The following is a 12969-nucleotide window of genomic DNA, read 5'->3' as shown; positions in this document are numbered from 1 at the left end:
GGCGTGACCGAGCCCGCACAGCCCGACGACTCCTACCTGCGATCCGTGGCCGCGGCGACGGAGAAGGCGGTGGCCACCGCCGAGCCGATCCGCTCGGAGTTCTCCGGCGCCTCGGAGGCGCTGCTCGCCGATACCGAGCGCTGGGTCACCGAGCACGCCGAGGACCTGCTCGCGCTCAGCCACGACCTGCACGCGCACCCGGAGGAGGCCTTCGCCGAGCACCGCTCGGTCGGCCAGGTCGCCGAGCTGCTGAGACGGCACGGCCGCGAAGCCGAGGTGGGCGTGGGCGGCCTGGACACCGCGCTGCGCGCCTCGGCGGGCTCCGGCGGTCCGCACGTGGCGGTGCTGGCCGAGTACGACGCGCTGCCCGGCATCGGACACGGCTGCGGGCACAACATCATCTGCTCCGCCGGGGTCGGCGCGTTCCTGGCCGCGGTCGGCGCGGTCGAGCGCACCGGCGGGCGGGTGAGCTTGCTCGGCACCCCGGCCGAGGAGGGCGGTGGCGGGAAGGAGCACCTCGCCCGCGCGGGCCTCTTCGACGACGTGGACGCGGTGGTGATGCTGCACCCGTTCTCGCACGACATCGCCACCCACCCGTTCCTGGGGCGGCGCCAGGTCGAGATCGTCTTCCACGGCATCGCCGCGCACGCCTCGGCGCAGCCGTTCATGGGCCGCAACGCGCTGGACGCGGCGGTGGCCTGCTACCAGGGCATCGCGGCGCTGCGCCAGCACATGCCTTCCACCGACCGGGTGCACGGGGTGATCACCGACGGCGGCAAGCGCCCGAACGTGGTCCCCGATCGGGCAGCGCTGCTGTTCTACGCCCGCTCGCCGGAGCCGGGCTCCCTGCAGGACCTGGCGAGCCGCATCGAGTCGATCGCCGAAGGCGCGGCGATGACGACCGGCTGCGGAGTCGAGCTGCGCTGGGACCACAACCCGGCCTACCTGCCGATCCGGCACAACGAAGCTCTCGCCGCCCGCTGGGTCCGCCACCAGCGGGCCCGCGGACGCACCTCGCTGCCGCGCGGCGTGGTCCCGGAATACCTCACGGGTTCGACGGATCTCGGCAACATCAGCTACCGCCTCCCGTCGATCCACCCCATGATCGGCCTGGGCGATCCCAACCTCTCCCTGCACACCGAGGAGTTCGCCGCCGCAGCGGCCTCGGAGGCGGGCGACGCAGCGGTCCTCGACGGCGCCTCCGGCCTAGCGATGACCGCAGTGGACTACCTCGCGGACGAAACCCTCCGCCACGCGGTCCAGAAGGAGTTCCAATCCGAAGGCGGCCCCCTGGACGTCCCCAACTACTTCACCTGACCCACCCGATTCCCCTCCCAATCCGTGCACGGAATCACCTCCCAATCCGTGCACGGAATGGCCTCCCAATCGGGGTGGTGTTTCCGAGGGTTTTCGGGTGTGTCTGGTGCTGGTGGGGGACGGGGGCCACACGATCGAGGTGGGGCCGGCGTCGACGCCGGGATGGTCGTCGTGCGCGGGTGAATCGCGAACGCCTTCACTCGTTCGATCTCTGGTGCGGGGTGTCGCGCGTTGCGAGGCTGGCGAGTCGATCGATCGGTTCGGCGACGGGGGAGCGGGGATGCGGGCGTACGCCGAGTGCCTTCGGCAGCGGCACGTGAAGCACTTGGTCTCGACGAACATCGTCGGGCGGTTGCCCAACGGCATGGGACCGCTCGTGGTCGCGTTGTTCCTGCGGGCGCAGGGGTTCGACTACGCCGTGGTCGGCGTCCTCGCCGCCCTGTACGGGCTCGCGACCGCGGTGGGCGGTCCCGTGCTCGGGCGGTTCGTCGACCTGCGCGGTCAGACGCGGGTGCTGCTCGGCAGCGTCGCCGCGTCGACGGCGGGTTTCCTCGTGCTGTCGGTGACCGCTCGCGATCAGGTGCTGCTCGCGGCCGCGGCCATCGCGGTTGCTGGGCTGTTCACACCTCCGCTGGAGCCCTGCCTGCGTTCGCTGTGGCCGCACGTGCTGGACGGTCCCCGCGCGGTCGGCGCGGCCTACGCGTTGGACGCCGCGCTCCAGGAGGTCATCTTCGTGGCCGGACCGCTGCTGGTGGTCGCGTTCGCCAGCGCGCTCGGCACTCCGGGTGCGGTGGTGGTGACCGGGGTGATCGCGGCGCTCGCAACTCTCGGGTTCCTGGCCGCTCCGCCCACCCGCACCTGGCGGGCGGAGCCCCGCGAAGCGGACTGGCTCGGGCCGCTGCGGTCGCCGACGCTGCGGTCGGTCCTGCTGGCCTTCGTGTTCGTCGGCGGGACGATCGGCATGCTCAACATGGTGGTCGTCGCCTACGCGGAGGCGCAGCACTCGACGACGCTGTCGGGAATCATCCTGGGCGCCAACGCCTTCGGCGCGCTGATCGGCGGACTGGTCTACGGCGCGCGCGAGTGGCCGGGCACCGCGCAGTCGCGCCTGACCTGGCTCCTGCTCGGCCTCGCGCTCGGCTACGTCCCGCTGGCCCTCACCCCGCCGCCTGCGCTGATCCTTGCCGCTGGCGGTGGTCAGCGGCATCTGCTTGGCCCCCGCGCTGGCCTGCGTGTTCGCCGTGATCGGAGATGTCGTCCCGGCGGGCACGACGACCGAAGCCTTCGCCTGGCTGGTCACGATCTTCGTCATGGGCAACGCGATCGGAACCAGCCTCGCCGGAAGCGTGCTGGAGAACGCCGACCTCCGAGCGGCCTTCGCCGCTCCCGCGCTGAGCGCCTGCTGCGGCTTCCTCGTGCTGATGGCATCGCGCCTGGTGCGGCGCGATGCCGGACGGCTCAGCGCGAACCGGTGACGGCCGGACCGCGCCGGTGCCGAGCGGCCGGCGGAACCGCGCGGATGCTCAGCCCATGAGCTTGGCCGCCACGTGCTGCCAGCAGTCCGTGCAGGTCGGCTCCATGATCCAGGCGAGTTCCGTGGTGTGGTGGAGGTTGTCGGCGACGGTCACCGCACCGCAGTAGGCGGTGGCCTCCTCGTCGGCCTCCAGCCAGGTGGTGTCGATCGGGAACGCGTGGCGGCCACCGGTTATCGGCCGCCAGACGTAGGTGAGGTTCGCGGGCATCGTTGCCTCCCCAGTTGTCGGTTTGGCAAAGATTGCCAGCAGGTTGGAAAACTGATCAATTACCTGATGGTGGGAGGTTCGGAAGCGAGCTGGCCTCTTAGGCTATGGCCCATGGCGGACACTCCCAGGGCACGAGCACTGGCGAAGGAGCTTCGTGCGGCTCGGAACGCGAAGGGGCTGGCTCTCCGCGAGGTCGCGCGGGCATTGGGGTGGTCCGTTGCGAAGCTAAGCCGGATCGAAACGGCGAAGCGCGGTGTGCGCCCGAATGACCTCGAAGCCCTGCTGGGCGTTCTGGAGGTCGAGGGCGAGGATCGCGACCGCCTGCTGAAGATGGCGTGCGAGGTCCAAGAACCGGTGTGGTGGGGCTTCGGCCGCGACGTCTCGCACATGCTGAAGGGCATCATCGACGCGGAGCAGCGGGCGAAGCGCATCACGCACGTGTCGCTCAACCTGGTTCCAGGGCTTCTGCAGACCCGTAACTACACGCGGCAGATCATGGAAGCCGGTGGAGTCGAAGAGCCGGTGCTCGAAGAGCGGGTAGCAGCTCGTCAGGCGAGGCAAGGGGTCTTGACCAAGCGCGACCCCGTCGAGTTCCACACCTTCATGGATGAGGCGGTGTTCGCGCGAGCTGTCGGCGGGCCACATGTCATGGCAGAACAGCTTCGCCAGGTTGCTCTGGTGGCAGAAACCGAGAACGTCATTCTTCGCGTGCTTCCTCGGAACCTGGGTGCGCACGCGGCGCTGAGCGGTGGGTTCGTGCTGTTCGAGTTCGTGAGATCGCGTCCCGTCATCTTCCTCGAAGGACCAGGATCCGGAGCCTTCGTCGATGAGCCGGAGGACGTCGAGCCGTTCCTGGAAACCGCGAAGCTCCTCGACAAGCAAGCTTCAGCAGCGGAAGCGTCACGCGCGATACTGAATTCGTACGTGCAGTTGTACGAGAGCGAGGCGGCATGAGCGACGAGCTAATCGGGTGGCGGAAGTCGTCCCGCAGCGGTTCGGGCCACGAGTGCGTCGAGGTCGCTCCGGGGCGTGAGCTGGTCGGAGTGCGCGACACGAAGGACCGCGAGGGCGGGACGTTGGTGTTCTCCCGGCGGCAGTGGGAGGCCTTCGTGCAGAAGCTGGACGACTGACAGGAAGGTTCCCTCGCTCGCGCGCGAGCGAGGGAACCTTCCTGTCATCTCAGCGGTTGGCCGCTCGGAAGGCTTCGAGGGTTCCCCTCGTCACCGCCTGGACCGGGATGTTGGTCGCCTCGCGGGCGCCGATGTCGCCCGTGCGGGCCGCCTCCACCGCCTTCTGCACCGCCGCCTCGCCCAGGAGCTTGGGCTGCTGGGCGATGTCGGCGTTGATCTGGCCGGACCCGACCGCGGTCAGGCCCTCCGGGGTGCCGTCGAAGCCGACGACCTTGACGTCCGTGCCCGCGCGGGCGCCCAGCGCCTTGACCGCGCCGAGGGCCATCTCGTCGTTGGCCGCGAACACGCCTCGGACCTCGGGGTGGGCCTGCAGGATGTTCTGCGTCGTGTCCAGGGCCTTGGTGCGGTCGAAGTCGGCCGGCTGGGAGGTCACGACCTCGATCTGCGGGTGCTTGGCGATCTCCTCGGCGAAGCCCTCGCCGCGCTCCCGGGCGGCCGAGGTGCCGGGCTCGCCCTCCAGGACCGCTACCGGGCCGGATCCGACCTGCTCGGCCAGCTTCCGCGCGGCCATCCGGCCGCCCTCGACGTTGTCCGAGGCCACCGTGGTGACCACCTCGCCCGCGCTGGGGGCGCGGTCCACGCCGACCAGCGGGATGCCCGCTTCGTTGGCGGCCTTCACCGACGGGACGATCGCGTCCGAGTCCACCGGGTTGACGATGATCGCGTCGGAGTTCTGCGCGATGGCGTTCTGCACCGCGTTGGCCTGCTGCGAGGAGTCCTCCGAGGCGTCGGTGACGCGCAGCTCCACGCCGAGCCGGTCGGCCTCGGCCTGGGCACCGGCGCGCAGATCCACGAAGAACGGGTTGTTCAGCGTCGAGACCGACATCGCGATCTCCGGCTTGCCCGAATCCGCCGCCTGCTGGCGCTGGTAGACGGCCCAGCCCGCGGCGACGACGACCAGCGCGGTCACCGCGGCCACCGCGCGGCGCACCGCCGGGGTGCGCAGCACCGGGGTCTTGCGCCCGCCCCTGCGGCGCTGGCGCAGCGTGTCGAACAGCACCGCCGCGGCGATCACCAGGCCGATCACGACCTGCTGCCAGAACGCCGAGACGTCCAGCAGGTTCAGCCCGTTGCGCAGCACCGCCAGCACCAGGGCGCCGACGAAGGTGCCCAGCGCCGAACCGACACCGCCCGCGAGGCTCGCGCCACCGATGACCACCGCCGCGATCGCGTCCAGCTCGTAGCCGGTGCCCGCCTCCGGCTGCGCCGAGGCCAGCCGGGACGCCAGCAGGATGCCGGCCAGCGCGGCGAACAGGCCGGACAGCGCGTAGATCAGCAGCTTCTGCCGGGTGACCTTGATGCCCGAGAGCCGGGCGGCCTCGGCGTTGCCGCCGATGGCGTACATCGCGCGGCCCGCATAGGTGCGGCGCAGCACGAACGCCGTGAGCAGGCCGATCACCAGCATGATCAGCACCGGGTAGGGCAGCACGCCGAACAGCTCGCCGCTGCCGATGCGGCCCACCCAGCCGTCCATCGAGATCGGCCGGCCGTCGGCGACCACCAGCGCCAGGCCGCGCGCCACCGACAGCATCGCCAGCGTGGCGATGAACGGCGGCACCCGGCCCGCGGTGACCAGCGCGCCGGAGGCCAGACCGGCCGCGGCGCCCGAGGCCAGGCCGACCGGGATCGCCAGCCACATCGGCAGTCCCAGCGAACTCGCCGCCCAGCCGGTCACGATCCCGGCCAGCCCGGCGACGCTGCCCACCGACAGGTCGATGCCGCCGCTGACGATCACGAACGTCAGGCCGAAGGCCAGGATCGCCACGACCGAGGCCTGCACGCCCACGTTGAGCAGGTTGTTCGCGGTCAGGAAGTCCGGCGACAGCAGCGAGAGCAGCACCACCAGCACCACCAGGCCGCCCAGCGGCCCACCGGCGCGCCCCAGCGCCGACCGCAACCGGGTCCCGGCGCCGACTTCGTTGTCAGGCATCGTCGTTCCCTTCGGAGTCGGCCGAGACCGCCAGCGCGAGCACGCGCTCCTGGGTCGCCTCGGCACCGTCGAGTTCACCGCGCAGGCGGCCGTCGGCCATGACCAGCACCCGGTCGCTGAGGCCGAGCAGTTCCGGCAGGTCGCTGGAGACCACCAGCACCGTGTTGCCCGCGCGGGCGAGTTCGTTGATCAGCTCGTAGATCTCGGCGCGCGCCCCGACGTCGATGCCGCGGGTGGGCTCGTCGAGGATCAGCACGCTCGGTCGCGCCTGCAGCCACTTGCCGATGACGATCTTCTGCTGGTTGCCGCCGGAGAGCGTCATCGCGGGCTGGTCGAGCCCGGCGACGCGGATGCGCAGCCGCCGCACCGACTCCTCGGCGCTCCTGCGCTGCTCGTCGAGGTCCATCAGCCCGCGCCGGGTGCTGTCCGAGAGCGTTGCCAGGCCGAGGTTCTCGGCGACCGAGGCGCCCAGCACCAGGCCCTGGCCGCCGCGGTCCTCGGGCACCAGGGCCAGCCCGGCCGCGCGGGCCGCGGCGATGTCGCCCGGCGGGACCGGCTCGCCGTCGACCAGGACCTCGCCGGAGTCGTAGTGGTCGGCGCCGAACAGGGCGCGCACCAGCTCGGTCCGCCCGGCGCCCACCAGACCGCCGATCCCGACGACCTCACCGGCGCGGGCGCTGAACGAGATGTCCTCCAGCAGGCCGCGGGTGGTCAACCCGCGCACCCGCAGCCGCTCCTCGCCGATCTCGGCCTCGCGCGGCGGGTACTGGTCGTCGACGGTGCGCCCCACCATCAGCCGCACCAGCTCGTCCGGTTCGGCCGAAGCCGGCAGCTCGCCGACCTTCGCGCCGTCGCGCAGCACGCTGACCCGGTCGCCGATCTCGGCGACCTCGCCGAGCAGGTGCGAGATGAACACGACCCCGACGCCCTGGGCGGTCAGCTCGCGCACCAGGCCGAACAGCCGGTCCACCTCGGTTCGGGAGAGCACCGCGGTCGGCTCGTCCATGATCAGGAAGCGGGTGTCCAGGCTCAGCGCCTTGGCGATCTCCACCAGCTGGCGCTGCGCCACGCCCAGCTCGCCGACCACCGCGTCGGGGTCCAGCGACAGGCCCATCCGGGCGAGGATCTCGCCGGCCTCGCGGCGCAGTCTGGCCCGGTCGATCACGCCGAAGCGCCGCGGTGGACGGCCCAGGAAGATGTTCTCGGCCACGGTCAGCTGCGGCACCAGCGCCATCTCCTGGTGGATGGTCGCGATGCCCAGCCGTTCGGCGTCCTCCGGGCCGCTGAAGCGCACGACCCGCCCGTCGACCCGGATCTCGCCGGAGTCGGGGCGGTGCACCCCGGCCATCATCTTGATCAACGTGCTCTTGCCGGCGCCGTTCTCGCCGAGCAGCACGTGCACCTCGCCGGGTCGCAGGTCGAAGTCGACCTCCTCCAGCGCGCGCACGCCCGGGTAGGTCTTGCCGACCCCGATCAGCTCCAGGCGCCCTTCGTTGGTCATCGAGGCTCCAACTCGTCATTGAGCAGGGGTGTAATCGGTTTCCGCGTCGCGGCACATTGGAGCACACTGAATCGATCATCCATACCGGCGATGTGACTGAAATCGATTACAATCCGATCGCCATCCAACGAAGGGGGAGCGCGTGGGCGTCACGATTCACGACGTCGCGGCGCACGCGGGCGTGTCGGTCGCGACCGCCTCGCGGGCGCTGTCCGGGCAGCGCGGAGTGCGGCAGGCCAACCGGGACAAGGTGGTCGCCGCGGCGCGCGAGCTGGGCTACGAGCCGAACGTGGTGGCCGCGTCGCTGCGCAGCCGCACCACGCACACCATCGGCATGGTCGTGCCCCGCATCGGCAACCCCTTCTTCGCCACCCTGGTGGAGGAGGTGGAGAAGCAGCTGCAGGGCGGCAACCGGAGCCTGCTGCTGGCCAACTCCGACTACCAGCCCGAGGTCGAGCGCCGCCAGGTGCAGGCGCTGCTGGACCGCCGGGTGGACGCGCTGCTGCTCATCCCGTGCCACCGCGAGCGCAGCGAGGAAGCGCTGGCCGCCGCGGCCGCGCGCATTCCCGTGGTGCAGCTGGACCTGCGCGTCGACGGCTTCGACGCGAGCTGGGTCGGCGTGGACAACGAGGCCGGGATGCGCGAGCTGCTCGGGCACCTCGACGCGCGGCGGACGGTCTTCGTCGGCGCAGAGCCGACCGACTCCTCGGCGCAGTCGCGGCTCGACGGCTACCGGCGCGCGGGCGCCGGGGACGAGGTGCTGCTCGGAGACTTCAGCAAGGAGTGGGGCGAGAAGGCGGCCGGCCGGCTGCTGTCGGAGGGGCTGCCCGAGGCGGTGGTGTGCGGCAACGACGTCATCGCGCTCGGGGTGCTCGCCGAGTTCGCCCGCCGGGGCGTGCGCGTGCCCCAGGAGGTGCGGGTGACCGGCTTCGACGACATCCCGTACGCCGAGCTCGGGCAGCCGGCGCTGACGACGATCCGGCAGCCGCAGGCGGAGATCGCCGCCGAGGCGGTGCGCGTCCTGCACGACCGCCTCGCGGGCGTCGAGACCACCTCCCGCCGCACGGCGATCACCCCGGCGCTGGTGGCCCGCAGCTCGGGGTGAGGCGCTTCGGGAGGCGTCCCGTTCGATGAAAAGGTCCCGGCGGGCCCTCCCGGGACTCCTTTCATCAAGAGGGACGCCGCCTCACCCGCATGCCCCCGCGCGGGTCCTCGGGGGTGGGGTCGCTCGGTAGGGTGGCCGGGTCCTGTCGTCGAGTGCTTCGGGTGTCTGCTGTGGACGGTTTGGTGCGGGATTACACCGCGCGGTTGATGGACTCGGGCAACCTCGCCTCGCTCGTCGCGGGGCTGATCGCGCTCGCGCTGGTCCTCAACCGCGGCAGCTGGCTGCCGCTGCGCAACGTGGTGACCATCGCGCACGAGGGCGGGCACGCCGTGGTGGCGCTGCTCAGCGGGCGCAAGCTCAACGGCATCCGGTTGCACTCCGACACCTCCGGGCTGACCGTGTCGACCGGCAAGGCGCACGGGCCGGGCATGGTCTTCACCCTGCTCGCCGGCTACCCCTCCGTCTCGCTGCTCGGGCTGGGCGGGGCGTGGCTGGTCAACGCCGATCTCGCGCGGCAGATGCTCTGGGCCGGGATCGCGCTGCTGGTGGCGCTGCTGCTGGCCGTGCGCAACGCCTTCGGCGTGCTGTCGGTGCTGGTGACCGGCGGTGCGCTGTTCGCGGTGTCCTGGTTCGCCACCCCGGCCTGGCAGGCGCTGTGCGGGTCGCTGCTGTGCTGGTTCCTGCTCCTCGGCGGGCTGCGCCCGCTCAGCGAGCTCAGCCGCAAGCGCGCCCGCGGCCGCGCGCGCGACTCCGACGCCGACCAGCTCGCCCGGCTCACCGGCGCGCCCGGCGGGCTGTGGTTGTTCGTCTGGTTCCTGATCGGTGCCGCCGCCCTGATCGTCGGCGGATACTGGTTGCTGCTGATGCCCCAGGTCTGAACCGGTGCCGGTACTCCCGGAACGGCGCGCGCTATGAGAATGCGCTCCTTGCCGAACCGCGGGATTTGGCGCAGCATCGCGGCGTGACGACTGCGAATTCTCTTGGTGGCGTGTTCCCGCTGGGCGAGCGGAGGGTGCACCGGGTCGGTTTCGGCGCGATGCAGCTGGCCGGTCCGGGCGTTTTCGGCCCGCCCGCCGATCGCGAACGGTCGATCCAGGTGCTGCGCCGCGCCGTCGAGCTCGGCATCGACCACATCGACACCAGCGACTTCTACGGGCCGTGGGTGGTCAACGAGCTCATCGCCGAGGCCCTGCACCCCTACGGCGACGACCTGGTGCTGGCCACCAAGATCGGCGCGTACCGCGATCAGCGCGGCAACTGGCTGCCTTCGCAGCACCCGGACGCGCTGCGGTCGGCGGTGCACGACAACCTGCGCCGGCTCAAGGTCGAGGCCCTGGACCTGGTCAACCTGCGGCTGCACGAGGCGGACACCTCCATCCCGCTGGCCGACCAGCTCGGAGCCCTGACCGACCTGCGGCAGCAGGGACTGGTGCGCGGGATCGGGCTGTCCAACGTGACCCTGGAGCAGTTCGAGGAGGGCCGCCAGCACGCCGAGATCGCCTCGGTGCAGAACCTCTACAACGTGGTCGACCGGACCTCGGCGGACCTGCTCGACCGCACCGCCGAGCTCGGCGTGTCGTTCGTGCCGTTCTTCCCGCTGGGCTCCGGCTTCGCCGACAGCTACGCGCGCGAGCACGACCTGCTGGCCAAGATCGCCGAGAAGCACCAGGCCACCCAGGCCCAGATCTCGCTGGCCTGGTTGCTGCGGCGTTCGCCGAACGTGCTGCTGATCCCGGGCACCTCGTCGCTGACCCACCTCGACGAGAACACCGCCTCGGGCGCGCTGGTGCTGGGCGACCAGGAGATCGCCGAGCTGGACGCGCTGGTCGCCGACGGCGAGTCCTTGGAGTCCGCGGGGCACTGAGCTCCGGCCGCAACCCGCTCGCAGTCACCTCGACCCCGCCCGTTGATCGCGCGGGAGGGGCCGAGGTGCTATCAATTCCGCGATCGGTTGCTCTCGCCGAGTAACCTGTTCGGCGAGGTGATCGATTCGGCGAGCGGGGCGTCCTCGGAAGCGGGAGCCGGGAGCGCCTCCGCTCGCCGCACGCAGCAGGTGAGCTGCCAGTCGACGAACGGGTTGGGATGACCGAGGGAGAGGCCGACGGCGCGCTCGCCGGGAGCTCCCGGGCGGCGACGCCCGAAGCGGTGCGCGCGAGCTTCGACGAGGTGCTCACCGCCTGCCCGATCGGCGTGGCCGTCAGCGACACCGACGGCAGGCTGGTGCGGGTCAATCCCGCGCTGGAGCGGCTGCTGGGGTCGTCGGCCGGCGAGCTCTCCGAGCGGACCATCCAGGACGTCTTCCACCCCGACGACGCCGATCACCTCTCGGCGGCCTACCGCGAGCTCGTCGACGGGCCGGCCGGCGCGCGGATCGGCGATCGCAGGCGGTTGCTGCGCGCCGACGGCACCGACGCGTGGGTCCACCTGTGCGCGGCGGTGCGGCGCGACTCATCGGGCGAGCCGGTCGACGTCGTCACGATGGTCGAGGACATCACCGAGCTGCGCCTGCTGCAGGAGCGCTTCCAGCACCAGGCGCTGCACGACGCGCTCACCGGTCTGCCCAATCGGCAGTTCTTCCGGAGCAGGTTGGAAACCCTGCTGGTCAAGCTGCCCCCGGAATCCAGGGTGGCGCTCTACCACCTGGGCCTCGACGGCTTCGAGCTGATCAACGACGGGCTGGGCTACGAGGTCGGCGACGCGCTGATCAAGACCGTGGCGCGCCGGCTGGAACAGCTGGTGGCCAACGAGGAGGCGATCGTCGCCCGCTTCGGCGGGACCGAGTTCGCCCTGCTGGTCCGGGAGCAGCACGGCACCCCGCAGGTGCCCGAGCTGGCCCGCGAGATCAACGAGCTGCTGGCCGAACCGGTCTACGTCTCCGGGCGCGGCATCGCGGCCTCGGCCAGCGTCGGCGTGGTGCGCCGCCGGGTCGGCGAGATCGAGGCGACCGACCTGCTGTGGTCGGCCGACGTGGCGCTGCGGCAGGCCGACGCCGCGGGCAAGCGGCAGTGGGCGCTGTTCGACCCGGACGGCGCGACCGAGGAGCGCACCGAGGCCCGGTTGGCCGCGGTGATGCCCGGCGGGCTGGAGATGGGCGAGTTCGAGGTCGTCTACCGCCCGCAGCGGCTGCTCGACGGCGGTGAGCTCGCCTCCCTGGAAGCCGAGCTGCGCTGGGACGCCGACGACGGCCGCGTGGTCGAGCACCGCGACTGCCAGCGGCTCGCCGAGCGCTCCGGGGTGACCCTTTCGCTGCGCGACTGGGTGCTGCGCACCGCCTGGAACCAGCTGGCCGAGTGGCACCGCGAGGGCCACCGGGTGCGGTTGTCGGTGTCGTTGAGCCCGAACCAGGCCCAGGACCCGGACCTGGCCGCGGTGGTGCACGACGTGCTCGACCACGGCGAGCTGGAACCGCGCTGGTTGCGGCTGTCCGCGCCGGTCGCGGCGATCAGCGGTGACGAGGAGGCGCGGGAGAACCTGCGCAACCTCGGCGCCCGCGGCGTGCGGGCCGCGCTGCACGAGTTCTGCGGTTCGCCCGCGGATCTGCGCCTGCTGCGCGAGCTGCCGATCGCCTCGGTGCACCTCGCGGCCGAGGCCGTGCGACTGGCCCACGAGGCGCGGTTCGGCGACGTCGCCGAGGTGCGGGCGCTGCGGTCGCTGGTGCCGATGATCCGCTCCTGCGGGGTGCGGATCTGGGTGCCGCGGGTGGAGACCGAGGAGCAGGCCGCGCGGTGGCGCGAGATGGGCTGCGAGGTCGTCGAGGGGGCGTGCGCCGGAGAGCCCGCGCCGTCCTCCGAAGTGCCCGAGCGGTTGTTCAGGACTTGAGCGCGGCCTGCACGATGGCCAGCGCCTCGCTGCGCGAGAGCCCGAGCGCGCGGGCGACCTGCGCGTAGTACGCGGCGGCCTCGGCGGCGCGCGCGGCGGCCTGGTCGCCCGCGTCGCTGACGAAAGTGCCCGCGCGCCCGCGGGTTTCCAGCAGCCCGACCTGCTCAAGCTCGCGGTAGGCCTTGGCCGCCGTGTTCGGCGCGACGCCGAGCTCGGTGGCCAGCGCGCGCACGGTGGGCAGCTTGGTGCCCACCGCCAGCTCGCCGGAGGAGATCTCCTCGGCGATGGTCGAGCGGATCTGCTCGAACGGCGGTACGTCGGAGTTCTGGTCGACGTGGATCCGCATGCTGCACCGTCCCGGTCGC

At 71.9% G+C, this 12969-nt stretch carries 12 protein-coding genes; 8 read left to right on the top strand and 4 right to left on the bottom strand.

Going from position 1 to position 12969, the window contains the following annotated elements; genetic code table 11:
• Positions 1–3 precede the first annotated feature (3 nt).
• Together ACFQRI_RS23890 and ACFQRI_RS23885 are read left to right on the top strand one after the other, a co-directional pair.
• A complete protein-coding gene (locus ACFQRI_RS23890; protein ID WP_380672256.1) occupies positions 4–1317 on the top strand; it encodes a M20 family metallopeptidase in 1314 nt (437 codons plus the stop codon).
• 280 nt (positions 1318–1597) lie between these two features.
• Complete coding sequence (locus tag ACFQRI_RS23885) at positions 1598–2851, top strand: MFS transporter (RefSeq protein WP_465269733.1); 1254 nt, start codon at positions 1598–1600, stop codon at positions 2849–2851.
• On the opposite strand, the gene ACFQRI_RS23875 is transcribed toward ACFQRI_RS23885, so the two are convergent.
• On the bottom strand, positions 2841–3059 hold the full coding sequence (locus ACFQRI_RS23875; RefSeq protein ID WP_380672254.1) for an HC3 family zinc finger protein: 219 nt from the start codon (positions 3057–3059) through the stop codon (positions 2841–2843). The genes ACFQRI_RS23885 and ACFQRI_RS23875 overlap by 11 nt on opposite strands.
• A gap of 111 nt (positions 3060–3170) precedes the next feature.
• Here ACFQRI_RS23875 and ACFQRI_RS23870 point away from each other — a divergent pair, with 111 nt between their 5' ends.
• Together ACFQRI_RS23870 and ACFQRI_RS23865 are read left to right on the top strand one after the other, a co-directional pair.
• Positions 3171–4013, top strand: coding sequence for a helix-turn-helix domain-containing protein (locus ACFQRI_RS23870; RefSeq protein WP_380672252.1), 843 nt, complete (start codon positions 3171–3173; stop codon positions 4011–4013).
• Complete coding sequence (locus ACFQRI_RS23865) at positions 4010–4189, top strand: DUF397 domain-containing protein (protein ID WP_380672250.1); 180 nt, start codon at positions 4010–4012, stop codon at positions 4187–4189. Before ACFQRI_RS23870 ends, ACFQRI_RS23865 begins: the two co-directional genes overlap by 4 nt.
• 49 nt (positions 4190–4238) lie before the next feature.
• On the opposite strand, the gene ACFQRI_RS23860 is transcribed toward ACFQRI_RS23865, so the two are convergent.
• Together ACFQRI_RS23860 and ACFQRI_RS23855 are read right to left on the bottom strand one after the other, a co-directional pair.
• Positions 4239–6179: an ABC transporter permease/substrate-binding protein gene (locus ACFQRI_RS23860; protein ID WP_380672248.1), complete on the bottom strand. Its 1941-nt coding sequence runs from the start codon at positions 6177–6179 to the stop codon at positions 4239–4241.
• Positions 6172–7680 carry a sugar ABC transporter ATP-binding protein gene (locus ACFQRI_RS23855; RefSeq protein ID WP_380672246.1) on the bottom strand — a complete coding sequence of 503 codons (1509 nt, stop codon included), beginning with the start codon at positions 7678–7680 and terminating at the stop codon, positions 6172–6174. Before ACFQRI_RS23855 ends, ACFQRI_RS23860 begins: the two co-directional genes overlap by 8 nt.
• A 142-nt stretch (positions 7681–7822) precedes the next feature.
• On the opposite strand from ACFQRI_RS23855, the gene ACFQRI_RS23850 reads away from it, so the two are divergent.
• The 4 genes from ACFQRI_RS23850 (at position 7823) to ACFQRI_RS23835 (ending at position 12604) form a co-directional block, all read left to right on the top strand.
• Entirely contained in the window at positions 7823–8785 is a 963-nt protein-coding gene (locus tag ACFQRI_RS23850; protein WP_380672244.1) for a LacI family DNA-binding transcriptional regulator, read from the top strand.
• Positions 8786–8991: 206 nt separating this feature from the next.
• On the top strand, positions 8992–9663 hold the full coding sequence (locus ACFQRI_RS23845) for a M50 family metallopeptidase (protein WP_380672326.1): 672 nt from the start codon (positions 8992–8994) through the stop codon (positions 9661–9663).
• Between the two features lie 83 nt (positions 9664–9746).
• On the top strand, positions 9747–10649 hold the full coding sequence (locus ACFQRI_RS23840; RefSeq protein ID WP_380672242.1) for an oxidoreductase: 903 nt from the start codon (positions 9747–9749) through the stop codon (positions 10647–10649).
• Between the two features lie 218 nt (positions 10650–10867).
• Entirely contained in the window at positions 10868–12604 is a 1737-nt protein-coding gene (locus ACFQRI_RS23835) for a putative bifunctional diguanylate cyclase/phosphodiesterase (RefSeq protein ID WP_380672240.1), read from the top strand.
• On the opposite strand, the gene ACFQRI_RS23830 is transcribed toward ACFQRI_RS23835, so the two are convergent.
• The gene (locus tag ACFQRI_RS23830; RefSeq protein ID WP_380672238.1) at positions 12594–12950 is read right to left on the bottom strand and encodes a GntR family transcriptional regulator; all 357 of its coding nucleotides are present in this window, start codon (positions 12948–12950) and stop codon (positions 12594–12596) included. The genes ACFQRI_RS23835 and ACFQRI_RS23830 overlap by 11 nt on opposite strands.
• Positions 12951–12969 lie beyond the last annotated feature (19 nt).

Source organism: Saccharopolyspora griseoalba (assembly GCF_042665275.1).
GTDB lineage: Bacteria > Actinomycetota > Actinomycetes > Mycobacteriales > Pseudonocardiaceae > Saccharopolyspora > Saccharopolyspora griseoalba.
Note: the sequence above shows the minus strand (reverse complement) of the source record. Positions and strands in the feature narration are given on the sequence as shown.